Origin of the sequence: Kribbella sp. NBC_00382 (assembly GCF_036067295.1) — a bacterium.
Lineage (GTDB): Bacteria > Actinomycetota > Actinomycetes > Propionibacteriales > Kribbellaceae > Kribbella.
Genome location: NZ_CP107954.1, coordinates 5,607,519 through 5,633,483, shown reverse-complemented (window position 1 = coordinate 5,633,483; position 25,965 = coordinate 5,607,519). Strand labels below are relative to the sequence as shown.

Annotated in this window: 19 protein-coding genes; 9 read left to right on the top strand and 10 right to left on the bottom strand. The window is 67.8% G+C overall.

All coding sequences use genetic code 11. The features are described from left to right. Positions 1–5: 5 nt before the first annotated feature. Complete coding sequence (gene nadA / locus OHA70_RS26935) at positions 6–1,187, top strand: quinolinate synthase NadA (RefSeq protein WP_328322377.1); 1,182 nt, start codon at positions 6–8, stop codon at positions 1,185–1,187. Between the two features lie 118 nt (positions 1,188–1,305). Here nadA and OHA70_RS26930 read toward each other — a convergent pair whose 3' ends face one another. The 5 genes from OHA70_RS26930 to OHA70_RS26910 form a co-directional block, all read right to left on the bottom strand. Beyond that, complete coding sequence (locus OHA70_RS26930; RefSeq protein ID WP_328322375.1) at positions 1,306–2,496, bottom strand: glycosyltransferase family 4 protein; 1,191 nt, start codon at positions 2,494–2,496, stop codon at positions 1,306–1,308. Next, on the bottom strand, positions 2,496–2,912 hold the full coding sequence (locus OHA70_RS26925) for an adenylyltransferase/cytidyltransferase family protein (protein ID WP_328322374.1): 417 nt from the start codon (positions 2,910–2,912) through the stop codon (positions 2,496–2,498). The genes OHA70_RS26930 and OHA70_RS26925 overlap by 1 nt, the downstream gene beginning before the upstream one ends. Further along, positions 2,912–3,661, bottom strand: coding sequence for a CDP-alcohol phosphatidyltransferase family protein (locus tag OHA70_RS26920; RefSeq protein WP_328322373.1), 750 nt, complete (start codon positions 3,659–3,661; stop codon positions 2,912–2,914). The genes OHA70_RS26925 and OHA70_RS26920 overlap by 1 nt, the downstream gene beginning before the upstream one ends. Beyond that, complete coding sequence (locus OHA70_RS26915) at positions 3,658–4,077, bottom strand: adenylyltransferase/cytidyltransferase family protein (RefSeq protein WP_328322372.1); 420 nt, start codon at positions 4,075–4,077, stop codon at positions 3,658–3,660. The genes OHA70_RS26920 and OHA70_RS26915 overlap by 4 nt, the downstream gene beginning before the upstream one ends. Positions 4,078–4,237: 160 nt before the next feature. Further along, positions 4,238–5,449, bottom strand: a complete 1,212-nt coding sequence (locus tag OHA70_RS26910; protein ID WP_328335218.1) for a glycosyltransferase — start codon at positions 5,447–5,449, stop codon at positions 4,238–4,240. Between the two features lie 188 nt (positions 5,450–5,637). Here OHA70_RS26910 and OHA70_RS26905 point away from each other — a divergent pair, with 188 nt between their 5' ends. Next, complete coding sequence (locus OHA70_RS26905) at positions 5,638–7,281, top strand: right-handed parallel beta-helix repeat-containing protein (RefSeq protein ID WP_328322370.1); 1,644 nt, start codon at positions 5,638–5,640, stop codon at positions 7,279–7,281. Between the two features lie 293 nt (positions 7,282–7,574). Continuing rightward, entirely contained in the window at positions 7,575–9,275 is a 1,701-nt protein-coding gene (locus OHA70_RS26900) for a right-handed parallel beta-helix repeat-containing protein (protein WP_328322368.1), read from the top strand. Between the two features lie 84 nt (positions 9,276–9,359). Here OHA70_RS26900 and OHA70_RS26895 read toward each other — a convergent pair whose 3' ends face one another. Genes OHA70_RS26895 through OHA70_RS26885 form a run of 3 tightly spaced genes read right to left on the bottom strand, consistent with a single transcriptional unit; the run spans position 9,360 to position 12,741 of the window. After that, positions 9,360–10,805: a mannitol dehydrogenase family protein gene (locus tag OHA70_RS26895; protein ID WP_328322366.1), complete on the bottom strand. Its 1,446-nt coding sequence runs from the start codon at positions 10,803–10,805 to the stop codon at positions 9,360–9,362. Then, positions 10,802–11,743, bottom strand: coding sequence for a sugar kinase (locus OHA70_RS26890; protein ID WP_328322364.1), 942 nt, complete (start codon positions 11,741–11,743; stop codon positions 10,802–10,804). The genes OHA70_RS26895 and OHA70_RS26890 overlap by 4 nt, the downstream gene beginning before the upstream one ends. Positions 11,744–11,745: 2 nt before the next feature. Continuing rightward, positions 11,746–12,741 carry a LacI family DNA-binding transcriptional regulator gene (locus OHA70_RS26885; RefSeq protein WP_328322363.1) on the bottom strand — a complete coding sequence of 332 codons (996 nt, stop codon included), beginning with the start codon at positions 12,739–12,741 and terminating at the stop codon, positions 11,746–11,748. A gap of 173 nt (positions 12,742–12,914) precedes the next feature. Between OHA70_RS26885 and uxaC the strand changes: the two genes are divergently transcribed. The 3 genes from uxaC (at position 12,915) to OHA70_RS26870 (ending at position 16,481) form a co-directional block, all read left to right on the top strand. Then, on the top strand, positions 12,915–14,321 hold the full coding sequence (gene uxaC, locus OHA70_RS26880) for a glucuronate isomerase (RefSeq protein ID WP_328322361.1): 1,407 nt from the start codon (positions 12,915–12,917) through the stop codon (positions 14,319–14,321). A 91-nt stretch (positions 14,322–14,412) separates the two neighbouring features. Continuing rightward, entirely contained in the window at positions 14,413–14,895 is a 483-nt protein-coding gene (locus tag OHA70_RS26875) for an SRPBCC domain-containing protein (protein ID WP_328322359.1), read from the top strand. Between the two features lie 47 nt (positions 14,896–14,942). Then, the gene (locus OHA70_RS26870) at positions 14,943–16,481 is read left to right on the top strand and encodes a right-handed parallel beta-helix repeat-containing protein (RefSeq protein ID WP_328322358.1); all 1,539 of its coding nucleotides are present in this window, start codon (positions 14,943–14,945) and stop codon (positions 16,479–16,481) included. Between the two features lie 80 nt (positions 16,482–16,561). On the opposite strand, the gene OHA70_RS26865 is transcribed toward OHA70_RS26870, so the two are convergent. Then, positions 16,562–17,857, bottom strand: coding sequence for an O-antigen ligase family protein (locus OHA70_RS26865; protein WP_328322357.1), 1,296 nt, complete (start codon positions 17,855–17,857; stop codon positions 16,562–16,564). Between the two features lie 10 nt (positions 17,858–17,867). Next, positions 17,868–19,514: a Wzz/FepE/Etk N-terminal domain-containing protein gene (locus OHA70_RS26860; RefSeq protein WP_328322356.1), complete on the bottom strand. Its 1,647-nt coding sequence runs from the start codon at positions 19,512–19,514 to the stop codon at positions 17,868–17,870. Between the two features lie 276 nt (positions 19,515–19,790). Here OHA70_RS26860 and OHA70_RS26855 point away from each other — a divergent pair, with 276 nt between their 5' ends. The 3 genes from OHA70_RS26855 (at position 19,791) to OHA70_RS26845 (ending at position 25,941) form a co-directional block, all read left to right on the top strand. Next, positions 19,791–22,004 (top strand): LamG-like jellyroll fold domain-containing protein, encoded by a 2,214-nt coding sequence (locus tag OHA70_RS26855; RefSeq protein ID WP_328322355.1) that lies wholly within the window; start codon positions 19,791–19,793, stop codon positions 22,002–22,004. A gap of 156 nt (positions 22,005–22,160) precedes the next feature. Next, positions 22,161–23,684 carry a fibronectin type III domain-containing protein gene (locus OHA70_RS26850; RefSeq protein ID WP_328322354.1) on the top strand — a complete coding sequence of 508 codons (1,524 nt, stop codon included), beginning with the start codon at positions 22,161–22,163 and terminating at the stop codon, positions 23,682–23,684. A 73-nt stretch (positions 23,685–23,757) separates the two neighbouring features. Continuing rightward, the gene (locus OHA70_RS26845; RefSeq protein WP_328322353.1) at positions 23,758–25,941 is read left to right on the top strand and encodes a LamG domain-containing protein; all 2,184 of its coding nucleotides are present in this window, start codon (positions 23,758–23,760) and stop codon (positions 25,939–25,941) included. The last annotated feature ends 24 nt before the right edge of the window (positions 25,942–25,965 follow it).

Below are 25,965 nucleotides of genomic sequence, written 5' to 3'. Positions count from 1 at the left end.
GTGTCGTGACAACCATTGCAGAGGGCTCGAAGTCTCTCCCGTTGCTGTTCCTGGGCCGCGACACCGACCCACATTCGGAGCGCGGGGTGGAGTGCCCCGGCGCGCTGCCGCCGGCCTCCGACCCCGATCTCGTCGAGCGAGCGCTGAAGGCCAAGGCGGCGCTCGGTGACCAGGTCTTCGTCCTCGGGCACCACTACCAGCGCGACGAGGTGATTCAGTTCGCCGACGTCACGGGTGACTCGTTCAAGCTCGCGCGGGACGCGGCGAACCGGCCGGACGCGCCGTACATCGTCTTCTGCGGCGTGCACTTCATGGCCGAGTCCGCCGACATCCTCACCAACGACAACCAGACGGTGATTCTGCCCGACCTCGCGGCCGGCTGCTCGATGGCCGACATGGCCCGGATCCAGCAGGTCGAGGCGGCCTGGGACGCGCTCGCCGACGCCGGCGTCGCGGACGTCACCGTGCCGGTCACCTACATGAACTCCAGCGCCGACATCAAGGCGTTCTGCGGCCGCAACGGCGGAGCGGTCTGTACTTCGAGCAACGCCGACGTCGCCCTCGACTGGGCCTTCCAGCAGGGCGAGAAGGTGCTGTTCCTGCCCGATCAGCACCTCGGGCGCAACACCGCAGTACAGAAGATGGGCATCAGCCTCGACGAGTGCGTCGTCTACGACCCGCACAAGCCGGGCGGCGGCCTCACCAGCGAGCAGCTCGCCAAGGCGAAGATGATCCTGTGGCGCGGGCACTGCTCGGTGCACGGCCGCTTCACCGCCGCGTCCGTGGACGACGTCCGCAGCCGCGTCCCCGGCGTCAACGTGATCGTGCACCCAGAGTGCCAGCACGAGGTGGTCCTGAAGGCCGACCTGGTCGGCTCGACGGAGTACATCATCGACACGATCGCCAAGGCCGAGCCCGGTACGTCGTGGGCGGTCGGCACCGAGCTCAACCTGGTCCAGCGGCTGGCCAAGCAGCACACCGACAAGAACATCGTCTTCCTCGACAAGACGGTCTGCTACTGCGCCACGATGAACCGCATCGACCTCCCCCACCTCGTCTGGGCCCTGGAAAACCTGGTCGCCGGCCACGTCGTCAACCCGATCAAGGTCGACCCCGACACCAACAAGTACGCCAAGATCGCCCTGGACCGCATGCTCGCCCTCCCCGGCAAAACCGCCAAGGACTGAGCAACTCCGGCGACCTTGAACACCTAACGGCGACCTCGGACACGTTATTTCGTGTTCAAGGTCGCCGTTAGGTGTTCAAGGTCGCCGTTTCGTGTCCGGGGGTCGCCGGATGTGGCGGCTAGTGCGGGACGCGGGTGGTGCTGTACCAGTCGGCGAGGATTTCTGGGAGGCGTTCGGGGGCCCAGCGGTTTACTGGGTCGATGCGGCCGTTCAGGGACGCCAGACCCTTGGCTAGGCCGCCTACTACGTCGCCTTTCCAGGGGACGACGGCGCCGTCTTCGGGAGAGACGATGACTGAGGGGCCGCCGCGGTCGACGCAGACGACCGGGCAGCCGCTGGCCAGGGCTTCGGCTACGGCCCAGCCTGCCGCCTCGCGGAGGGCGGGGGCGAGCATCGCGTCGGCGCGCAGGAATGCAGTCAGGACTTCTTCGCGTGGGAGCTGGCCGACGAACTCGACCCGGTCCCGTACGCCGAGTTCCTCCGCGAGCCGTTCGGCGCGGCGCCAGTCGGGGCCGTCGCCGATGACGCGGAGCTCCCAGTTAGCGGCTTCCGGGCGGGCGAGGACGCTGATCGCGATCAGCAGCCCCTTCCACGGGATCATCCGGCCGACGAACACAGCCGTCTTCACGCCAGGCGCGCCATAGGGCTCACGTGGCCCAGAAGCGGCGGCGAACCGGCTGATCGCGACGTTCGGCTGGACGGTCACCTCGCGCGCGTACTTGCCGAAGTACTCGGCGACATCCTTGTTCTGGGCAACGACCAGGTCCGCGTTCAGCGCGTGCTTGCGGCCGACGAGCCGGCGCATCAGGCCGGTGTAACCGCGGCGTACCAGCTCGTTGAGCACGCCCTTCGAGCCCAGCCAGTGGGCCATCGACAAGGGCGCCGTGGTCGAGCCGCCGACCGGTCCCCAGATCACCTTGGCGGTCGACAGCTGGACGACGCCCGCGGGCATCCAGTCGGTCGCGAAGGTCAGGTGATGGATGACGTCAAAGGAGTGCTCGGCATGCAGCCGCTCGGCTGTGCGGCCGGCTAGCCGCTGCCAAAGCGGGTAGTACCAATAGACGTCCGCGTGCCGACGGCGCAGCTTGAGCACCCACTTCGGCAGCTCCAGCGGTACCACCGTCAGCGACGGAATCGGCCGGGCGGCCAACTCCTCGGTGATCTCGTGCGCGAACTTGCCGCGGGTGATCAGCCAGACGTCGTGATCGCGGGCCGCGGCCTTCGCCCAGGCCCAGCCGGCCCCCGGCTCGGACCCACCCTTCGGCCGGCAGGCGTAAGCGCTGAGCAGGATCTTCGGCCGGGTCGACATCAGAGCGTCCCCTCCAGGAGCCTGCGGAGATCCGTACTGGAAGTGGAGGCGGTGTACGGGAAGTAGTGCACGCTGGCACCGACCTCGCCGAGCAGCTTCTCCAGCCGCTGCCCCTTCTCGGTGCCTTTCCAGTCGTCACCTTTGAAGAGCACGTCGTAGCGCAACTGCTTCCACATCTCGAACTTGTCGCTGGACCAGTCGCTGACCACCTCGTCGACCAGGCCGATCGCCCGGACGACCTCCATCCGCTCGTCGTGCGGGACGACCGGCCGACGGCCCTTGATCCTGGTCACCACGTCGTCCTCGACCACGCCGGCGATCAGGTAGTCGCAGTGCTCGCTGGCCCGGCGCAGGATGTTCAGGTGGCCGATGTGGAACATGTCGTAGACCCCGGGCGCATACCCGACGACGCCCATCAGCCGTTCACCCCGGTACTGCGCGGAGCCGGCTGCAGCGCGGCCATTTCCCTGTACCACTTGGCGATCGCGGCCAGCAGGAAGAGCAGGTTCGCGACCAGCAACAGGCCGTACAGGGTGGTGAACAGCCGCGGCCAGCCGAAGGTCAGGAAGACCAGGCAGAGTACGCCGTAGTCGGTCGGTGCTATCAACAACGACTTCAGCACGGAGTCACCGCGCACGTTGGCCGTGCTCGCGCCATGCCGGCGGCGAAGCTGGTCGATCAGGATCAGCCCGAAGAACAGCACCGCCGAAACGCACAGATAAGCGAGCGGGATGAGCAGCACCAGCTCGTTGCTGAAGGCATCGAACCGGTAGAACGAGATCAGTACTGCGCTGTGCAGCAAGGCGATCTTGACGCAGTCGATCATATGGTCCAGCCACTCACCCAGCGGGGAGCCGCCACCACGCAACCGGGCCAACTGCCCGTCGGCGGAATCGAACGCGTAGCCGAGCACCAGCAAGACGGTCACCGCAAGCGCAAGCGGGAGGCTCGGCGAGATGGTGGCAATGAGAACGATGCCGACGAGTGAGCAGAACCCGCTGGTCAGGCTGATCTGGTTCGGCGTCCGGCCGGCCAGGAACGCACCCGCGGCCAGGTACCGGCCGATCCGCCGGTTCACGAAGCGCGAGTACGCCGGGGTGCCGGCGGACGGCTTCTGGGCGCGCGAAAGTTCGCCGACGACGTCTCCGATGGAGCGCCGGCTCATGCGACCGAACTGCGTGACTGCCGCTGGTCGATCGCGGCACGCAGGATCTGGCTCCGGGAACCGCGTCCGGACGTCAGCACGCTGACCCGGCCGGCCGGAATCCCGTCCAGCTCATCAGGACCGAGCACTCCGTCGGTACCGTCCGCGGCGAAGACGACGCCGTCGGCGAACTCGAGGGCCGCCTCGACCCCGTCCACCACGACGATCTCGTCTACGCAGCGTAACTGCTCGACAATCTGCGCCCGCTCGACGATCGGCACGAACGGTCGCGCACCCCAGGCGTCGACCGCCCAGTCGTCGGTGAGCACACCGACGACGAGATGGTCACACTGCTGCTTCGCCCGCTCCAGCACGTCCAGATGGCCGACGTGGAACAGGTCGAAGACCCCGATCAGATAACCGATGCGTTGCGGCACCTTGTACTCCCCCACTGAGCCCCCGCGGGCCCTGCCCCATCGCCCCCCGGGCGAGTTGAAAGACGAACTCCCGGTGAACATACCGACAACCGGGTCCCACCAATGACCGACGTGACCCCCCACGTCTGGGCTGACCTTACACCGAGTAATCGCCACTCGCCTAGCTATTCGCCGGGCGGCGTGCCTGGCTGCGCGGGCCGGTCCGTGGGTCGGCCGCGTGCCGCGCGATCGCATCGGTGTAGATCCTCTCCGTGGCCGTCAAGTCGCGCTCCGGAGTGAAGCGGTCGAGATAGACCTGACGTGCTCGTTGGCCGAAGGCTATCGAAGTCGCCGGCTCGGTGAGCAACCCCAGGGCCTTTCGGAGCTCCTCCGTGTCGCCGGGAGCGACCAGCGCGCCGGTCTCGCCGTCCTCGACGAGCTCCGCCAGCGCCCCGATTCGGGACGCCACCACCGGTACTCCGTTCGCGAACGCCTCGATCACCACGAGTCCGAACGTCTCATACGACCGAGCCGGTACTACGAGGGCGCGCGCGGACCGTAGTACCTCCATGCACTCGGCCCACGGCAGCGCACCGAGCACCTTGACCGACGAGTCGCGACTGGCCCGCTCCTCCGCCTCAGCCCTGAGCGGACCGTCGCCGATGACCTTGAGCTCCCCCAGCGACGAGTCCCAGGCCTTCAACAGGTCGGCGAAGCCCTTCTCCTCGGTCAGCCGTCCGAGGAAGACGACGCCATCCCCCGCACCTTCCCGTACTACGCCGTCGTGTGGAACCGCGTGAGGCTTCACCACGATCCGATCGGCGTCGAACCCGCCAGCGATGTATCTCGACCGGACGAACTCCGACGGCGCGATCAGCGTGGTGACGTACCGCTGCCAGGTATGGAGGGTGTTGTGCACGGTGATCCCGGCGACGAGCGGGAGGCTCTGCACCTTCGAGTCGCGGTAGCAGCCGTGGACCGCGCCACGCCACGGGATCTTGCCGACACAGGACTCGCAGGGGCCGCCGTCGCGCTGCAGCACTCCGTTGGCGCACATCAGCCGGAAATTGTGCAACGTGGCGACGATCGGAAGGTCCTGGCGGGCCGCGGCCCGCAGTACCGAAGGGCTGAACAGCGGAAAAGTGTTGTGCACATGCACGATGTCCGGACGCGCGGATTGCAATCGGAATGTTAAATCGCGTTCGGCGGCGAATGACCAAACGGAGCGGACCGGTAACAGCGCGCGATCTTTTCGGCTCATTTGCGCAATGTCGTCGCTGTGCTGCGCATAGATCTCAACTTCATGTCCTGAACTACGCAAAAAATCAGCCGTTTGATCAACCACGGTGTTCTCGCCACTGGGTTGACCCGAACGGTAACGGTTGTGCAACATGGCGACCCGCATGGACACCACCTTAAGTCTCGTAGTGGTGACAACAGGTACTTGACAGGCCGCACCTGGGGATGAACTACCGCGCGCCGAGACACCCGGAGGGTGCTTTGAGCAGGATTAAGTCGAGAAGGGTGCTATTCGCTGCCCTTATCGCCATGGCGCTGGCCGTCGTTACAGTCGCCTACCCAGTGATCTCTCATCTCAAGAACGCGGCATCGGCCGAGAAGTCACGCGAAACGGCCCAGAACGGCCCGTCCGGATCGGCAGTCCTCCCCTCGAAACACCCGACTGCGAAACCGACCCAGGCCCCTGGCACCGTCTCGAGCAAGCCCCCGACGGTCGCACCGCCGAAGAAGGTTGTCCCGAGCAAGAAGCCTGTTCCCAGCAAGACGGCCAAGGCCGAGCCGGAGACACCGCCGGCCAAGACCGAGCCCACGATCGGCGAGACCGACGCAGGCCCAGCCGTCGCTGGTCCTTGTAGCGGCGTGCTGATCAAGCCCGGCCAGAACGCCCAGGCAGTGGTCAACTCGCAGCCAGCCGGTTCAACAGTCTGCTTCGCCTCAGGTCTGCACCGGATCAGTCAGACGATCCGGCCGAAGGCGAACATGACGATCGCCAGCTCCGCCCGCGCGGTACTGACCGGCTCGGTGCCCCTCACCAGTTGGGCCAAGTCAGGTACGCGCTGGGTCAACCACGGTGCGCTTCCCTCGGCGTACGGGAAGGCCGGGCAGTGCGAGGACAACAAGGCGAACATCTGCTCCCTGCGCGAGCAGGTCTTCGTGGACGGCACCCACCTGACCCGGGTCGCCTCCGCGGCCGCGGTCAAGGCCGGCACGTTCTTCGCCGACTACGCCGCGAACGCGATCTACCTGGGCAGCAACCCGGCCGGACACAAGGTCGAGATGTCCAAGACGGCGACCGCGATCGAGTCGAACCAGCCCGGCGTCACCGTCCGCGGGCTGACCATCGAGCACTTCGCCAGCCCGGCCCAGGCCGGCGCGCTGGTCTCCGGCCCCAACTGGACCGTGAAGGCGAACGAGGTCCGCTGGAACAAGTCGGTCGGCCTGATGCTGGTCAAGGCCAACAACACCAAGGTCGAGCGCAACCTGGTGCACCACAACGGGCAGCTCGGCCTCGGCCAGTACAACTCGCTGAAGGCGAACGTCACCCGCAACGTGATCACGTACAACAACACCGACGGCTTCTGGATCGCCGACTGGGAATCCGGCGGGATGAAGTCGACGCGCTCGTCGGGCACCGTCAGCGCCAACCTGATCCGCTCGAACAAGGGCGTCGGGTTCTGGGCGGACGTCGCCGACGACGGCCGGACGATCAGCTCCAACAAGATCGTCAGCAACGCCGCGGACGGGATCCGGTTCGAGATCAGCCGCAACGGCGTGATCGAGAACAACACGGTCACCGGCAACGGCTTCGGCACCGGCCGCGGCTCCGGTACGTCGCTGTGGGACGGCGGCGGCATCAACGTCAACACCTCGTCGAACGTGACGGTCCGGAACAACACCGTGTCCGGCAACGTCAACGGCGTCTCGATCCAGTCCCGGACCCGCGGCGACGGTCCCTGGGGCCGGTACCTGCTGCGCAACGTGCACGTCACCGGCAACACGATCGGGATGACCGGGGGCACGCAGGCGACCGGCATGGTCCAGAACTCCGGCGCCGAGGTCCCGGCCGGGCAGCTGACCTTCAGCGCCAACACCTACCTGCTGGACAAGCTGGCCGCGCAGCGGTTCAGCAAGTTCGGTACCAAGCTCACCGCCATCGGCTGGCGCAGTGCCGGCCTCGACACCTCAGGGAGCTTCTCGACGAGCTGAGCCCGTACGACACTCCCGAGCCCGATGCCCCGGGCAAGCATCACGGAGCGCAGTTTCGATAACAGAGCGCAATTGATGCACCCAGCAACAGTGTGCCGATATCAACCTCTGCACGCCTGGGGCAACTGACTCGGAAGAATGCCGATTTCCCTGCTTGCGGGGAGGCCTGGTCGGTATTGGGGGGCCAACGCAACCATTTGCGTAGTGCCACGACTACTGCTGGTAGTAGTCTTCTGGGGAAGGCCGCACCAGGGGGGTGCAGAAATAGGTACCCAACCCCCGGAGGGTCGTCAGTGAAGAAGTCAGTGACCATCATCTGCGTCGCGGCAGCCGGTGCGGTCGCCTTGACGGGGATCGTGGCCGGGACGCGGAGCAACTTGGCGTCCGCATTCGGCCAGGACAAGTCCGGCATCCTGCCGGGCGATCAGCCCCACAAACCGAGGCCGCCCCGCCATACCCCGCGCCCGACCCCCAGCGTGCCCACCACGCCCGCCCCGACGCCCACCGCTACCTCTGCCACCCCCACGGCGACGCCGACCACCACGAAGCCCACCGCCACGCCGACGCCGACCGCGCCGCCGACCACGACGCTGCCGCCTGGCTCGTTCCCGGCCGGTCCTTCGCTGGCCCCGGCTTGCAAGGGCACCACGATCAGTACCGACCAGAACGCGGCCGACGTGATCGACAAGGCCCCGACCGGTACGACGTTCTGCTTCTCGGCCGGCGTCCACCGGATCAACCGCACCCTGCAGCCGAAGGCGAACTCGACGCTCGCCAGCGACCAGGGCGCCGTTCTGACCGGGTCCATCCCGCTGACCAATTGGGCCGCCGACAACGGTGACTGGGTGACGCGCGGGGTGCTGCCCGCGGCGTACGGGATGAGCGGGCAGTGCGAGGACAACGCCGCCAACATCTGCTATCTGCGGGAGCAGGTCTTCGTGAACGGCAAGCACCTGACCCGGGTGAAGACCCGCGACAAGGTTGCGGCCGGTACCTTCTACGCCGACTACGCGGGCAACGCCGTCTACCTGGGCGACAACCCGTCCGGTCAGTCGGTGGAGATGTCCAAGACGCCGACCGCGATCCAGTCGGGCGCCACCAACGTCGCCATCGTCGGCCTGACGGTCGAGCACTTCGCTTCGGCGCCGCAGTCGGGCGCGGTCGTACTGGCCAGCGGCTGGCGGGTGTTCGCCAACGACATCCGCTGGAACCACGCGGTCGGCGCGATGCTGGTGAACGCGGACGGCGCGGTGCTGGACAAGAACCTGATCCGGGCCAACGGACAGCTCGGCGTCGGCCAGTACAGCACCACGAACGGCCGGATCGTCGGCAACCAGGTGAGCGGCAACAACACCGACGGGTTCTGGATCGCCGACTGGGAGTCCGGTGGCATCAAGACCACCTGGTCGACCAACGGCGCCGTCAGCGGCAACCTGATCAAGGAGAACCGCGGCGTCGGGCTGTGGAGCGACGCGTACGACGACGGCCGGGTGTTCAGCGACAACCAGATCGTCGACAACGCCGCGGACGGGATCCGCTACGAGATCGGCCGTAACGGCGTGATCGAGAACAACACGATCACCGGGAACGGGCTCGGCACCGGGCGCGGGTCGGGCCAGTCGCTGTGGGACGGCGGCGGCATCAACATCAACACGTCGACCAACGTGACGGTCCGCAACAACACGCTGAGCGGCAACGTGAACGGCATCTCGATCCAGTCGCGGACCCGCGGCAACGGCCCCTGGGGTCTGAACCTCCTGCGCGACGTGACGGTCACCGGCAACAAGGTGACGATGCGCGGCGGCACCACCTCGACCGGCATGGTGCAGAACTCGGGCGCCGCGATCCCCACCGGTGAGGTCCTGCTGAAGGCCAACACGTACGTCCTGGACAGCCTGACGGCCGATCGCTTCCAGAAGTTCGGCCAATGGTTCAGCGCCGCTGAATGGAAGGCCGCCGGTCTGGACACCGACAGCCAGTTCACCACCGGCTGACCCGATCACCCGGCCGCTTCTCCCAGGGGTTGCCGGGCACAGGAGGCGGCCGTCGCGAGCAGCATCTCGCGGCGGCCGCTGCCTTTACCTGGTGAGGCTTCCGACCTGGTCGATCAGCAACTCACGAAAGACCGTGTTGTCCCGCAGGTCATCGCCGAAGATCGTCTCGACCCCCAGCAACGCATCGACGACCGAAGGTCCATTGAGCTGAGTTCCTCGACCGACACCGGACTCGGCGAGAGTTTTTTGGAGCCTGGCGGACTGCGGGTCGTCGAGCTCGAGGACGTTGCCCTTGGCATCTACTCCCCCGGCGACGTAGACCATCCACGCGGCGACGGCGAGACCGGCCAGCCTGGGCTCCGCGTTGGCGGCGAGGCGATCGCGGACGGTACCGAGCAACCGGACCGGCAGCTTCACCGAACCGTCCATCGCCACCTGCGCCGTACGGTGCTTGAGCGCCGGATTCGCGAACCGCTCCAGCACAGATGCGCCGTACGCCGTCAGATCGAGCCCCTCCGGCGGCGTCAACGTAGGCATCACGTCGATAGTCATCAACTCGTTGGCCAGCCCAGCCAACTCCTCGTCGCGCACAGCCTCGGCGATCGTCTCGTACCCGCGCAAAGCACCGAGATACGCGAGCATCGAGTGGGTCGCGTTGAGCATCCGGAGCTTCGCCTGCTCCCACGGCGCGACATCACCCGTGAGAATGGCCCCCGCCTTCTCCCAGCCCGGCCGAGCCCCCGCGAAGTCATCCTCGATCACCCACTGCAGGAACGGCTCCGCAACAACCACCGCCTCATCCCGTACTCCGAGCAGCGCCGCAGCCTCATCCCGATCGGCGTCGGTCGTCGCCGGAACGATCCGATCCACCATGCTGGCCGGGAACCGAGCGACCTCCAACTGCTCCACCAACAGCTTGCCGACCGTCGATGCAGCGGCGTAGTCCTCCATCAGCCGACGGAGAAAGGGGCCATTGGCCACCAAGTTGTCGCAGGACAGCACCGTCAGCGGCCCAGCCCCAGTCTCGGCACGCCGTACCAACCCAGCCGCCAACTGCCCCACCACAGTCCGCGGCGCCCGCCCGGCCAGATCCGCCTGAATCTCCGGATCGGTCAGATCGAGCCCGCCCTGCGCCGCCGCCCGATACCCCTTCTCGGTAACGGTCAGCGTCACCACCGAGACAGCCGGGTCCGCGATCCGCGCCACCACGGCCGCCGGGTCCTCCGGTGCGGTCAGCACCTCGCGAATGCTCCCGATCACCCGAAGACTGGGATCGCCCAGCCCACGCGTGAGTACGGAATACAGGCCATCTTGTGGAGCGAGCTGCTCGCGGACTGTGGCTGACCGCTGGCTGATGCCGCTGATCCCCCAGCCGGTCTCGCCGGTGCGGATCGCCGCCTCCTCGGTGAACACCGCCTGGTGCGCCCGATGGAACGCGCCAAGCCCGAGATGGACGACGCCGATCTTGCTCGGCACCACAGCGGGTCGCTGGGCGGCGGGCAGAGTTGTCAGGCTGAGCCGGGCAGTCATGCAGATACCTCCGCTGTTCCGTTGGCTGCGTGGGCGCGGATCTCTTCCAGGGTTGCCACGTGGCCGGTACCGCCGAGGCCGCTGACCGAGAGCGAGGCCGCCGCGACACCGAGCCGAACCGCCTCCTCCAACGCATCCCCGAGCGCGAGCCGCGCAGTCACCGTGCCGGCGAACGAGTCGCCCGCGCCGGTCTGATCGACAACCGCAGGCGCCGGTATCACCGGTACCTCAACGATCCGGCCGCCATCGTCCAGCAGCACCCCGTCGGCGCCGCGAGTCAGCGCGACTGCGTCAACGCCGAGTGCTCTGATCGCCGCACAAGCCGCGACCGGGTCCGTCGCATCGGTGACCAGCTGCGCCTCGCTTGGCCAGCCAGGGGTGACGAGTCGCGTGTACTGCGCGAGTGCCCGCAGGTGATCGCCTGCGCCGGCTGCACTGACCAGGCGCGGTCGCCAGTTGGAGTCGTAGACGAAGCAGCGCGAGGTGGAGGCTGCGACCCGCACCGCCTTCGCCGACAGTGGGGAGATGGCGCAGGCGATTCCACTCGCCAGCACCGCGCCCGCCTTGGCAACGAGGTCGAGCGGCAGATCACCGGGACCCAATCCTGAGCCGGCGCTCCCCCGGCGTACGTACGTGAACTCGCGCGCCCCGGACGGATCAGCATGCTGCAAGTACAGACCGTGCTGGCCGGCCACTCGCAGGACCTGCGACGTATCGATGCCCAGAGCAACCACTCTTTCGAGCAGCCGGTCACCCAGCTCGTCGTCGGGCACCCGTGCGAGCAACGCCGTGTGCGCACCCGCCGCGGCCGCCGCAGCCGCCGCGTTGAGCGCGTCGCCGGAGAAGTTGAGGGTCAGCGCGGTGCCGGCGTCGAGCGGCTCGGTGGAGCTCAGCTCGACGAGGATCTCGCCGATCACGAGTACGTCGGGAATCGCCATGGCTACGCCCTTCTCACGCCGGTGGAGTCCCGGACCATCAGCTCACCCGGCAGAACACGGCGACCGGGGCTTGCGTCGGGGTCTTCGTTCGGGTTGTTGAGGAGCTCCAGCAGCAGTTCGACGGCGAGCTCACCGGCCTTCTGCTTGGGCAGCCGTACCGTGGTCAGCGCCGGCCGCGACATGCCTGCCATCGCGATGTCGTCGATACCGAGCACACTCACCTCTCCCGGTACGTCGATCCCGCGAGCGTGCAACCGCGCCAGCAACCCGATCGCCACCAGGTCGTTGTAAGTCACCACGGCAGTCGCCCCTGTCGCGACCGCCTGGTCCGCGGCAGCCACGCCACCCTCGTACGTCGGCGCGAACTGCCCGGCAGGGACCAGCTCCACCCCGCAGTCCACCGCTGCGGCGTGCAGTCCGATGAAGCGCTGCGAATTCGACCACGACGTGGCCGGCCCGCCGACCCAGGCGATCCTGCGATGGCCGAGCGCGGCGAGATGGGCGATCGCCTGCCGCATCCCGCCACCGTTGTCGAAGGTAACGGCGGGAACTCCTTCGACCAGCCGGTTCACCAGGACGACGTTCGTTTCCTGGGCCACCGCGATCAGTTCGTCGTCGCCCGCCCGGGGCGAGCACAGGATCAGCCCGTCGACCTGCTTGGCCAAGGCGTGCACCAGTCCGACCTCGGCGGTGGCGTCCTCGTCGGTGTCCGCGAGGAAGACAGCGAGGTCGTTGGACCGGGCCCGGGCCTGCACCCCCTTCACCACACTCGGGAAGAACGGGTTCGCCAGGTCCGGGACGACCAGGCCGATGTTGCCGGTCCGGCCGGTGATCAGGCCACGCGCGGCCTTGTTGGGCTGATACCCGAGCTGCGCGGCGGCCTGCTGCACCCGGTTACGGGTCGCGGCGCTCACCACGTCCGGCAGCGAGAGCGCGCGGGACACGGTCGACGGCGACACTCCGGCCAGTCGGGCCACGTCGCGAATGGTCGCCGGCATCTGCCACCTCCGCGGGGTCTCGGGCCGTGGACTGAGTCTGCAATCGGTTGCAATCCTGTGTCAAGCTGGCTCCACTTCCCTCACGTTCATCAGCATTTCCCCTTGTTGACCTGCGTTGCACCGGCTGCAATGCTTTTCAAAGTTTGTTGCAGCCCGACTCTCCCGGAGGACTCATGCCGAAGGCCCTGCAACCTCACCCGGACCGCGCCCTGCCCGCTGGCGAGGCACGTGAGGTGGCCCGCCGGATCCACGCGTCCACCAAAGACCTGCCGCTGCTCTGCTTCCACGGGCATGTCGACGCCGGGCTGTTCGCGACCGACGAGGCCTTCGGCAACCCGGCCGACCTGCTGGTGGTGCCGGATCACTACGTCACCCGGATGCTGGTCTCCCAGGGCGTCTCCCCCGACCGACTCGGGCTGCCGCGGCGCGACAGCGTACGGACTGCGGAGCCGCGCGATATCTGGCGGGAGTTCTGCTCGCACTGGCACCTGTTCCTCGGTACTCCGAGCCGGTACTGGCTGGAGCACGAGTTCGCCGAGGTGCTCGGGCTGAAGGTCGCACCGTCGGCGGAGACCGCTGACGAGTTGTACGACGAGATCTCGGCACGGCTGGCCGAGCCTGAGTTCCGGCCGCGCGCGCTGCTCGACCGCTTCAGGATCGAGGTCATCTCCACCACGGATGCGGCCAGCGACGATCTGGCGCACCACGCGAAGCTTGCGGCCGACCTCCCGGGTCGCGTGATCCCGACGTTCCGGCCCGATGCGGTCGTCCACCTCGACCGGCCGGGCTGGGGTCAGCTCGCGCGCGACCTCGGCGTACGGGCAGAGGTCGACACTTCGTCGTACGCCGGGTATCTGGACGCGCTGCGGCAACGGCGGCAGGCGTTCATCGCGGCTGGGGCGCTGGCGACCGACCACGGGCACTTGAGCGCGGCTGCGACGCCCCTCGACGAGTCGGCGGCCGCGCGGATCTACGAGTCGGCACTAAAGGGCGAGGTGTCCGCTGAGGACGCGGCTGCGTTTGCTGGGCACATGTTGTTCCAGATGGCGGCGATGTCGGCTGAAGACGGGCTGGTGATGCAGCTCCATCCGGGCGTCCTACGCGATCATCACTCGGAGATCCATGGGATGTACGGGCCGGACCAAGGGCATGACATCCCGGTGGCTACCGAGTTCACGCGATCGCTGCGGCCGCTGCTGGAGAGGTTCGGGCATGTCGAGGGGTTCCGGCTGGTGCTGTTCACCGTCGACGAGACGGCGTACTCGCGCGAGCTTGCGCCGATCGCCGGCGTCTACCCGTCGGTGCGGCTGGGGGCACCTTGGTGGTTCCTCGACAGCCCCGACGGCATGCGGCGGTTCCGGGACCTCGTGACCGAGACGGCCGGCTTCTACAACACCTCCGGCTTCGTCGACGACACCCGCGCCTTCCTCTCCATCCCCGCCCGCCACGACCTGTCCCGCCGCATCGACGCCGGCTACCTGGCCAAGCTGGTCGTCGAACACCGCCTGGAGGAAGACGACGCCTTCCAGGTGGCCCAAGACCTCGCCTACAACCTCGCCCGCACCACGTACGTACGCTGACTCTTCGCGGCATCTGCAATCGATGGTTGCATATCCTGTCAGAGCTGATCTACTCTCATGCAACCAATTGTTGCAGAAAGAGGGGATCACCATGGCTGACTATTCGACGACCTTCACCGTTCCGCAGTCCGCGGAGGAGGTCTACGCCGCCGTCCTGAACGTCGGCGCCTGGTGGACCGGTGAGATCGAGGGGCGACCGGACGAGGTCGGCGCCGAGTTCGCGTACCGGCATCTCCCCCAGCACTTCAGCCTGCAGCGCGTCGTCGAGCTCGAGCCGGGGCGTCGCGTGGTCTGGCAGGTCGTTGACAGCAAGCTGGCGTTCGTTTCCGAGCCGAGCGAGTGGACCGGCAGCCAGATCGTCTTCGACATCACGCCGGAAGCAGACGGCAGCGGTTCCGATCCACGAGGTCCTGGGCACGCGGCCGTCACGGGTGCCGAGCTCCGGTTCACCCACCTCGGGTTGGTGCCCGAGGTCGAGTGCTTCGGGGCGTGCTCGACGGCCTGGCGGCATTACGTCAACGGCAGTCTGCACAGCTTGATCACCACGGGCGCGGGACTGCCCGATCCGTGGTGAACCTATAGTTGGGCAACTTCTGGGGTCGGCTGGGTGTGGGGGAATTGATGGGACGCGGGTTCAGGTCGGCGAGTGGTGTTGTGCTTGCCGTCTTCTTGCTGGCTGGATGTACCGACGACAAGGCAGCGTCACCGGATCCGGACCCGGGTCAGCCGACCGTCGCAGTGCCGACGGGTGCTCCGGCGGCAGCGAGCATCAAGCTCGGACCGACCGGGCCGGCGGCTGCGAAGGCCAAGTGCGTCGGGGTGGCGATCCCGGTCGGCACAGATCCGCAGCAGGTGATCGACGCCAGTCCCGGCGGCAAGACCTTCTGCTTCAGCAAGGGGCTGCATCGCATCGCGCGGGCGATCCGGCCGACGGACGGATCGACGTTGGCCAGCAGCGAAGGCGCGGTCCTGACCGGGTCGGTGCAACTGAGCCAATGGCAGCCCGCCGACGGACAGTGGGTGGCACGGAACGTGTTGCCCGCGCAGTACAAGTTGAAGGGCAAGTGCGAGGACGAGAAGACCAATCCTTGCCAGCTCGGCGAGCAGGTCTTCGTCGGCGGCGTGCATCTGACGCGGGTGATGAGTCTCGACGAGCTCAAAGCCGGCACCTTCTACGGCGACTATCAGGCCAATGCCCTTTACCTGGCTGACGATCCGGCCGGGAAAGACGTGGAGATGTCGCGGACGCGGACGGCGATCGAGGTGTCCGCGCAGGATGTGACTGTCCGCGGGCTGACGATCGAGCACTTCGCGAGTCTGCCGCAAGGTGGTGCGCTGCAGGTTGGTACCGGCTGGAAGGTGGTCGCCAACGAGGTGCGCTGGAACCATGCGGTCGGGGTGATGGTGATCGAGGGCGACCGGGCGACGGTCAGTGCCAACACCGTGGCCGACAACGGGCAGCTCGGGATCGGGCAGTACCACTCGGCCGACGTGAAGCTGACCGGGAATCTGGTGACGCGCAACAACACCGATGGGTTCTGGATCGCCGACTGGGAGTCGGGCGGGATCAAGTCGACGCGGTCGTCCGGTGAGGTGTCGGGCAACGACATCGTGGCGAACCGTGGGATCGGGATGTGGAGCGACATCGCGGAGTACGACCGGAAGATCGTCGGGAACCGGATCCGGGACAACGCGGCCGACGGGATCCGGTACGAGATCAGCTACCAGGCGGAGATCTCGGAGAATGTTGTCGAGGGCAACGGGTTCGGGACCGGGCGCGGGTCGGGGCCGAGCCTGTGGGACGGCGGCGGGATCAACGTGAACACGTCCGCCGGGGTGACCGTGGTGGGCAACCTGATCAAGGACAACCGCAACGGGATCGCGATCCAGTCGCGGACCCGGGGCGACGGGCCGCGCGGGCAGTACGTGCTGAAGGACGTGCTGATCGAGGCGAACCAGGTGGTGATGGACGAGAAGTCCGCCAGCACCGGTGTGGTGGAGAACAAGGAGTCGCCGGCCGCGGACGGTGCGATCCGGTTCAGCCGGAACAGCTACCGGATCGGCGATCGGCAGGCTGAGCGGTTCGCCTACCGCGGCGCGACGATGACTTGGGAGCAGTGGCAGGCCGCCGGCTTCGACAAGGACAGCGTCTCCAGCTGAGAGCACACCGGCGGCCGGCGAGCGCTGTTGCCGGGTGCGGCGCCAGCCGGAGCAGGTGGCGGGGCTGGGTGTCGCCGCGGCTAGACCCAGCGCTGTTTGGGGGGTTTCGGTGGAGGTGGATGGGCTCTGGCTCTCATCCGGTCGGCGTCGCAGACCGCGGCGGCGACCAGGAGGTGCAGGGTCATCGAGCTCAGGTCGGACAGGCCGCTCTCGTTGAGCGACGCCACCGAGACATAGCCGAGCAGCAACGCGCCGCTGGCCTTCACGTACGGCGTAGGGGCTCGGAGGACCGAGATCCAGGCGATGATGAAGGCGATCCCCACGATGGTGACGGCCAGCAGGCCGGTCTCCCAGTAGAGGCTCAGCCAGCTGTTGTCGATCGCCATCACGTCGATGTCGCCCTCGCCACGACGCAGCAGGACGCGCTTGTTGCCGAGGCCGTGGCCGATGATGGCGGTCTGCAGCGAGACATCTTCGTCGATCACGTAGTGCCAGCTCGTGGTCCGGCCGCTCAGTGAGCTGATCTGCTTGGTCCCCTGCCCGCGCAGCAACCAGTTGTGCAGCGTCGGAACCACCAGGAACGCCAGCCCCATCAGGGCCGGTACGGAGATCGAGGCGATCCGGGCGAACCAGGTCTTCCGCGTCAGGAACAAGGCCAGCACCAGACCGACGGCGATCGCCGCCGCGGCCGTCCGGGTCCGGCTGGCAGCGACGAGTACGACGCCGAGGCCGATCAACACGCTGGCCGGTACGAACGACAGCTTGCGGGCGAAGAACGCGATGATCGCCAACCCCAGCAGGAGTGCGCCGACCTCCCCGACCCGCGGCGGCAGCATCGGGATCAGCACGCCTTGCAGCCGGTAGCCGCTACCGAACGAAGTCAGCGGCCTCCAGGCCACCGTCGGCCGCCAGATGACGCTGAGCACGACCGTCAGCGCCAGCAGCAGATGCGCGATCAGATGCGCGCGGATCAACCGCTCCGGCACCCGGATCAACGGCCGCCACAGCATCAGCAGCAGCACCAGACCGATCATCAGCCGCGCCAGCCGCAGCAGCGGGCCGCCCGGATCGGCGAGCAGGAACGCCGTCGCCGTCGCGAAGAGCGCATAGACCACGTACATCGTGGTGGCCGGGCTCGAGCGGGTCCGGAACCCCGGCTTCGTCGCCGCCAGACAGATCAGGAAGATCCCGCCGAGCAGCACACCCTTCATCAGGCTGTTGGTCGACCCCGTCGACCCCTGTGGCGCCGCGGCGCGCGAGGACCAGGGCTGCACGCCGAGCACCAGCAGGCACCACATGGCGATCCAGAGCCAGCTCGCCTTGGTGCTGTCCGGCTCCTCGACCGTTCCCGGCACCGGCGGTGCCGTCAGCGTCATCCCAGCCCCATCAGCGCAGCGGCAGAGCGGAGGTCTCGGCCGGGGTGAAGTTCGCCGGGATGCCCAGCGTCTCGTCGTGCTTCGAAGCACCGATCAGTACGACGCCCAGCACCGGCGCCCCCGCGAACTTCAGGGCCGCCGTGAGACGGCTCAGCTCGGTCTCCTTGTCCTGACCGACCTGTACCACCACCACCGACGCATCGACGGCAGAGGCCAGCGGCGAGATCCCGTGCCGGCCGACAGAGGCCTGTCCGTGGACGACGACCGAGTAGCCCGGGGGCAGGTCAGCCACGATGCCGGGCACCAGCGACGGCGCGACGGCGAGCGCCGACTCGTCGTGGCTCAGCCCCGGAGGCAGGACGTACAGGTCGGCCACTGTGCCAGGCCGGAACATCTTGCGAGCCCGTACCGCGCGAGTCGGCGCCGGCTCCGTGACGAGGTCGCTCAGACCCTCGTGGTCGGTCACGTGCGAAAGCACCGGCGCACTGCGCAGATCGGCCAGCACCAGCAACGTCTCGCGACCATCGCGCGCGCTCGCCTCGGCCATCGCCAGCGCGATCCCCGCGGTATTCCTGTTGGGCGAAGCAGAAACGACCAGCAGAGCACCGGCGCCGCTGGCCCCAATGCCCTTCGGGTTCAGCTCACGCCGCGCCAGCGCGCCACTCGCCTCGGTGCCCAGCGCCATCGTCTCCGCGGCCGGCAACTGTGGAGTCGCCCGCAGCCAGAACCGCAACCGGAAACCGAGCCGGTACCGCCGGAAGCCGATCGCCGTGGTGATGACCGGCGCACCGGCGGAGCGGGCAGCCTGGTCGCGGGTCAGGATGAACGGGCTGAGATGCGTGCTGAGCAAGGCCAGACCGAACCCGAGCACGAGGCCGAGGATCGCGCCGACGGTGATGTCGCGCGCTACCAACGGGGACGACGACGCGGTGTCCGTCGTGGCCGGCGTGACGAGCGTGCTGCTCGCGCCGACACCCGTCAGCGCCTTGTTCATCGCGGCTGCCTCGTCAGCGGCCTGCCGAGCCTCGGTGGCCAGGCCGACCCGTTGGTCACGCAGCGAACTCGCGCCCGACGTGTCGCCACGCCCCTGCGCCTCGTTGATCTGGGTGACCAGGTTCTTCGACTGGGCGTTCGCGGTCTTGGCCCGGTCGGTGGCCTGGCTGGCCAGCGTGACCAGCAGGTTCTTGGCCTCCCGGCTGCGCTGCGCCAGGTAGATCTGCGCGATCGCGTTCGCCCGGCGGACCGCCTCTTCGGCGGTCGGGCCGTCGATGGTGATCAGGTAGGCGTTGTCGGTGACCGCCTTGACCCGGGTCACGCTCGCCAGCGACTGGATCGAGTCGTCCGTGGTCGGCATCTGCAGGAACTTGGCGACCTCCCGCAGGATCGCCGGGCTGGCCATCACCCGCGCCTGCGTCTCGGCCGGCAGATCAAGGCCGAGCGGGCCGGTCTTGTCCGTGCCGGTCGGCAGATTGCCGACCAGGGCCGGTGGTACGGCCGGCCCGATCACCACCTGGCTCGACGCGGTCCAGCGCACGGTCTGCGACAGCGAGAAGAAGGCGGCGCCGCCGATCCCCAGCAGGACACATCCGATGATCAGCCACTTGTGCCTCAGCAGTGACTGTGCGGTGTCCCGCCAGACGACAGTGCCCGGTTCCATTCCGGTCCCCCAATTTCCCAACACTGGTCACGCGAGGTGACCGGCTCCTTGCCGGGGCCAGGATATAGGCATCGCAAGGGTGGAGCGGCAATCGTCCGTAACGTTCACGCAACGTGACGAAAGCTGGCAACTCGCCGACGATAACCGTTTGGTGACTGGTCAAAGCTCACTTTCTGTGGCCTACTCTGTTCTCGGGGGAATTCTGGGGATCACGAACAACGGGAATCACTTGTAGGGCGCCGGGGTAGGCGCCTGTCCGAGGGGGGACACCGCAGGATGAAGAAGAGATGGCTATTCGCGCGCCTGGGCGCAGTCGGAGCGCTGCTGGCGGGGGCCGGCATCATGGTGCTCGCACCGTCGGCCCAGAGCATCGAGGCCTCGCTCTCCGCGCAGGACAGCCCGGTCTGGCAGACCAATGCCAGCGTGCAGGGCATCGCCGTGGCCGCGGGCAAGGCGTACGCCGGTGGGCGTTTCACCAGCGTCCGGCCGCCCGGCTCGCCGCTGGGCAGCAACGAGGTCGGCCAGGCGTACCTGGCGGCCTTCGACTCGACCACCGGCAACCTGGTCGCGTCGTTCAACCCGGTCCTCGACGGCCAGGTGTACGCCGTGGCCGCGTCGGCCGACGGGTCCCGGATCTTCGTCGGCGGTGACTTCACCACCGTCAACGGCCAGACCCGCAACCGGATCGCCGCCTTCGACACCGCCACCGGCGCGCTGGTCGCGAACTGGAAGCCCTCGGTCTCGTACCGGGTCAAGTCGATCGCAGTCTCCGGCAGCACCGTGTACTTCGGCGGCTCGTTCGGGCTCGTCAACGGCGTCGACCGGCTCCGGCTCGCCGCGGTGACCGCGGACACCGGCACCTTGTTGCCCTGGGCGCCTTCCGTGAACGGCGACGTGTACGCCGTGGACGTGGCCGACGACGGCTCCAAGGCGTACGCCGGTGGCCAGTTCAGCACCGTCAACGGCACCAGCCAGAACACCGTCACCAGCCTGGACCCGGTGACCGGAGCGGTCCTGCCCTTCCCGGGCTCGTCCGCGGTCCCGCCGCCGAACGGCTCCTGCACCACCCGGGTCAAGACCATCGACGCCAGCGGCGACACCGTGTACTTCGGCAACGGCGGTGACGGCGGCGGCTGCTTCGACGGCACCTGGGCGGCCGACATCGCGACCGGCGCTCTGAAGTGGAAGAGCCAGTGCCTGGGCGCCACCGAGGCGCTCAAGATGGTCAACGGCTGGCTGTACAAGGGCTCGCACTCGCACGACTGCGCCAACCAGGGCGCCGGCGGCTTCCCTCAGGGCTTCGGCTACCGCTTCCTGCTCAGCCAGAACCCGGTCGACGGCAAGCTCGGCCCCTGGTTCCCGAACACGGACGCGGACCCCGACAGCACCACCAACGTCGGTCCGCTGGCGTTCGCGACCGGCGGCTCGGACCTGTGGGTCGGCGGCGACTTCCTGCACACGAACGGTGTCGCCCAGCAGGGTCTGACCCGCTTCACCAACGCGACCCCGGGCGCCGCGCCGGCCAAGCCGGCCAAGTTGCTCCCGTACTCGGTCCAGCCGGGTGTCGTCCAGATCAACTTCCCGACGGTCAACGACAACGACGACAGCACGCTGACGTACCGGCTGCTCAAGGGCTTCAGCAACACCACGATCGCGACCTGGTCCGCCAAGTCGACGCCGTGGGACCGGCCCTGGCTGCACTACACCGACACGAACGTCACGCCGGGTGAGGTGACCAACTACCGGGTCGAGGTCTCGGACGGCAGTACGACGATCCGCGGCAACTACTCCGACCCGCTGACGGTGGCGAGCACCGCGAGCACGGCGTACGACCAGATCGTCAACGCCGACGGGCCGCAGGCGTACTGGCGGCTCGGCGAGGCGCTCGGCACGACCACCTCGGTGGACGCCTCCGGGCAGAGCAACAACGGCACGTTCAGCGGCATCACGCTGGGCACCGCGGGCAAGGTGGCCGGCAACACGGCGGCGACGACCAGCTCGAGCACCGGCCGGATGATCGGCGAGAAGGCCTACTCGTTCCCGCAGCAGTTCACCGTCGAGGCCTGGTTCAAGCAGAGCATCACCCGCGGCGGCCGGATCATCGGCTTCGGCAACTCGAAGACCGGGAACAGCAGCGCCAACGACCGGATGCTCTACCTGCGCTCGAACGGCCAGGTCACGTTCGGTATCAACGACGGCACCCAGCGCACCATCAACAGCGTGTCGAACAAGAACAACAGCGCGTGGCACCACGCGGTCGGCACCTACGACAACGGCGCGATGAAGCTCTACATCGACGGCGTGTTGGCCGGCAGCCAGACGATCGGGCAGGCCTCCCTGTACTACGGTTGGTGGCGAGTCGGCAACGACACCACCAGCAGCTGGTCAGGTGGCGGCGCGACCCAGACCGGCATGGTCATCGACGAAGCGGCGGTCTACCCGTACGCGCTCACCGCCGGCCAGGTCACAGCTCACTACAACGCCGGCTGACCAGCAGCCACGCGGAAGCGCACGCTGAGCGGACGGCGAAAGCTTCATAGCACAAAGTCATAACGCCGGTGGGAGCCTGACTTCCAGTCGGGTTCCCACCGGCGCTAGGTTACGGACGCTAATGGACTTTCCCCCCGCCCAGTCCTAAGGAAGTTGATGAAGAAGTTAGTTCTGGCAGTTGTCACGGTCGCCGCGGTGCTCGCCGCGGCGCTGATCCCGTCCGGGCCACCGGTCCAAGCCGCCAACGGCGGCTTCGGTTCGGCCGTGTCGGCGATCAAGCAGACGTCGTGGCAGACCAACTCCAGCGTGAACGCGCTCGCGACCGCCGGCAATGTGGTCTATGCCGGCGGCCTGTTCACCCGGATCCGGCAGCCCGGCAAGGCGGCCGGCCAGGGTGAGGCGGTCCGTACCTATGTGGCCGCCTTCAACCGGACCACCGGCGCGCCGCTGGCGTTCGCGCCGAAGCTGAACGGCGCCGTCTGGGCGATCGCGACCAGCCCGGACGCCAAGTGGGTCGTGATCGGTGGCGACTTCACCACCGTGAACGGGATCAAGCGCAACCACATCGCGATGTTCAGCGTTGCCACCGGCAAGCTGGTCTCCGCCTGGGACGCGTCCGTCGCGACCCGGGTCAAGGCGATCGCGATCTTCGGTAACAGCGTCTTCTTCGGCGGCTCGTTCGGCCGGGTCGACAACACCGTCCGCAACCACCTGGCCGCGGTCCGGCTGATCCAGGGCGACCTGCTGCCGTGGAACCCGAACGCCGACGACGACGTGTACGCGATCGACCTGTCCGACAACGGCACCCGGGTGTTCGTCGGCGGGCCGTTCACCACGATCAACGGCAAGGACCACTACTCGCTGGCGATGGTCGACAACGGCCGCGGCAACGCGTTCGCCTTCCCGGCCGCGGCGGCGATCCCGAAGCCGACGCTCAAATGCACCACCCGGGTCAAGGACATCGACACGCTCGGTACCAAGGTCTTCGTCTCCAACGGCGGCGACGGCGGCGGCTGCTACGACGGCGTGCTGGCCGCGGACGCCGCGACCGGCAAGCTGCTCTGGCAGAACAAGTGCCTGGGCGCGACCGAGGCGATCAAGGCGATCGGCAACTGGGTCTACAAGGGCTCGCACGCCCACAACTGCAGCTCTAGCGGCGCCTTCCCGGACGGGACCGGCACGCACTACCTGCTGGTGGAGAGCGGGATCGACGGCAAGATCGGGCCGTGGTTCCCGAACACCGACGCCAACCCGAACAGCACCACCCAGGTCGGCCCGCTGGCGTTCGCTTCCGGTGGCAACGACCTGTGGGTCGGCGGCGACTTCCTGCACGTCAACGGCAAGGTCCAGCAGGGCCTGACCCGGTTCACCAACGCCGCGGGGGGCGCGGCGCCGGCGGCACCGAAGGTCCCGACCCTGTCGACCGCAGTGACCAACCAGGTGTCCATCAGCTTCAAGGACAGCTACGACCTGGACAACCTGACTCTGACCTACAACGTGTTCCGCGGGGCGACCAACATCAGCTCGCAGAAGTTCACCACGTACTACTGGCAGACGCGCAAGACGATCACGGTCGTCGACAAGGGCGTCAAGAAGGGCCAGTCGGTCAGCTACCACGTCGAGATCCACGACGGAAGAAACATCATGAAGGGCCCGGCGATCGCCGTGAAGGTGAAGTGAGCCCGGGCATGTGACTCCCGGCCGCACCAGGCGGCCTGGGAGTACATCCTTGAGGGGGGATGTCTTGAAGAAGGTGGGGATATTCGCGCTGGGCGGACTGCTGGTGGCAGCGTTGCTGTCACCAGCAGCACCGGCCCAGAGCATCGGCGCTTCGCTGTCGGCTCTGACGAGTCCGGCGTGGCAGACCAACGCCAGCGTGCAAGGACTCGCGGTGGCGAACGGCAAGGCGTACGTAGGGGGACGATTCACCACAGTCCGGCCACCGGGTGCGGCAGCCGGCACGAGTGAGACCGCGCGGACCTATCTGGCCGCGTTCAACCAGAGCACCGGCGCGCTGGACACCGGGTTCAACCACACCCTGAACGGGATGGTCTGGGCGATCGCGGCCACGGCCGACGGTTCCCGGGTCTTCGTCGGCGGCGACTTCACCACTGTCGACGGCCAGACCCGCAACCGGGTCGCCGCGTTCGACACCGCGACCGGCGCCCTGGTCTCCAACTGGAAGCCGTCGGTGTCGTACCGGGTCAAGGCGCTCGCCGTCTCCGGCAGCACGGTCTATCTGGGCGGCTCGTTCGGGCTCGTCAACAACATCGCCCGGCCGCGCCTGGCGGCGGTCACCACGAGCACTGCCGCGCTCCTCCCCTGGGCTCCCCAGGCGGACAACGACGTCTACGCGATCGACGCGGCCGACGACGGCAGCAAGGTGTATGTGGGCGGCACGTTCGCGACCATCAACGGTACTTCGAGTTGGGCCGTGGCAAGTCTGGACCCGACTGACGGTTCCCTGCAGCCTTTCGCGGCGGCGAGCGCAGTACCGGCTCCGAACGCCGGCTGCACCTCGCGGGTCAAGGACATCGAGACCAGCGGCGACCGGGTGTACTTCGCCAACGCCGGTGACGGTGGCGGCTGCTTCGACGGGACCTGGGCGGCCGACGTCGCCTCAGGCAACCTGGTGTGGCGGAGCAACTGCCTCGGCGCGACCGAGACGGTCACCGTCGTGAGCGGCTGGCTCTACAAGGGCTCGCACGCCCACGACTGCAGCTACCAGGGCGGCAACGGGTTCCCGCAGGGAGCAGGTCGCTACCTGCTCACCCAGAACCTCGACACGGGTGAACTCGGTCCCTGGTTCCCGAACACCAACACCGGCGGCCCGACCGTCGTCGGCCCACTGGTGTCCGCGACCGGCGGTACCGACCTCTGGGTCGGCGGCGACTTCACCACGGTCAACGGAGCCGGTCAGCAGAGTCTGGCGCGCTTCACCAACACCGGAGCAGGCGCGGCCCCGGCCAAGCCGGCCAAGGTCGTCCCGGTCAGCTACAAGGCCGGCCAGGTCAAGGTGAACTTCCAGACCGTCGTCGACAACGACGACATCACGCTGACCTACCGGGTACTGCGCAGCTTCAGCAACACCGTCGTTGCCACGTACACGGCCGACTCGCGGTTCTGGAACCGGCCCTGGCTGTCCTTCACCGACACCGGGCTGACCCCAGGCTCCTCGCAGGTCTACCGGATCGAGGTGACCGACGGGAACAACACCCTGCGCGGTGACTACTCGGCAGCGGTGACCGTGGCCAGCGTGGACGCCCCGTACGACCAGCAGGTGATGGCGGACGGCCCGACGGCGTACTGGCGGCTCGGTGAGGCCAATGGGACGGCCAACGCGACCGACTCGTCCGGCCAGGGCAACACCGGCCCGTACTCCGGGGTGACGCTGGGCGTTCCCGGCGTACTGACCAGTGGCGGTAACACCGCTGGTGACTTCGACGGGTCCGGCCGGATGATCGGGCAGACCGTGTTCAGCCAGCCGCAGAACTTCAGCGTCGAGGCCTGGTACAAGACCACCTCGACCGGCGGCGGCAAGATCGTTGGCTTCGGCAACAGCGCGAACGGGACCAGCAGTCAGTACGACCGGCACATCTACCTGCAGAACGACGGCACGGTGGTGTTCGGCCTGTACGACGGCTCGACCCGGACGATCAGCTCGGCGCCGGGCACCAACGACGGCCAGTGGCACCACGTGGTCGGCACGTTCTCGCCGGGTGCGCAGAACTTCTACCTGGACGGTGTCCTGCAGGGCACCCAGAACACCGCGGCCGCTGAGGGCTACACCGGCTACTGGCGGATCGGCGCCGACAACCTGGGCGGCTGGCCGAACGGCCCGTCCAACGCCGGCATCAACGGCACTGTCGACGAGGTCGCCGTCTACCCGATCGCGCTGGATGCGGACCAAGTCGTAACGCATTACGACGCTCGCTAGATAAAGGGAGTGCCGGAGGGGGTC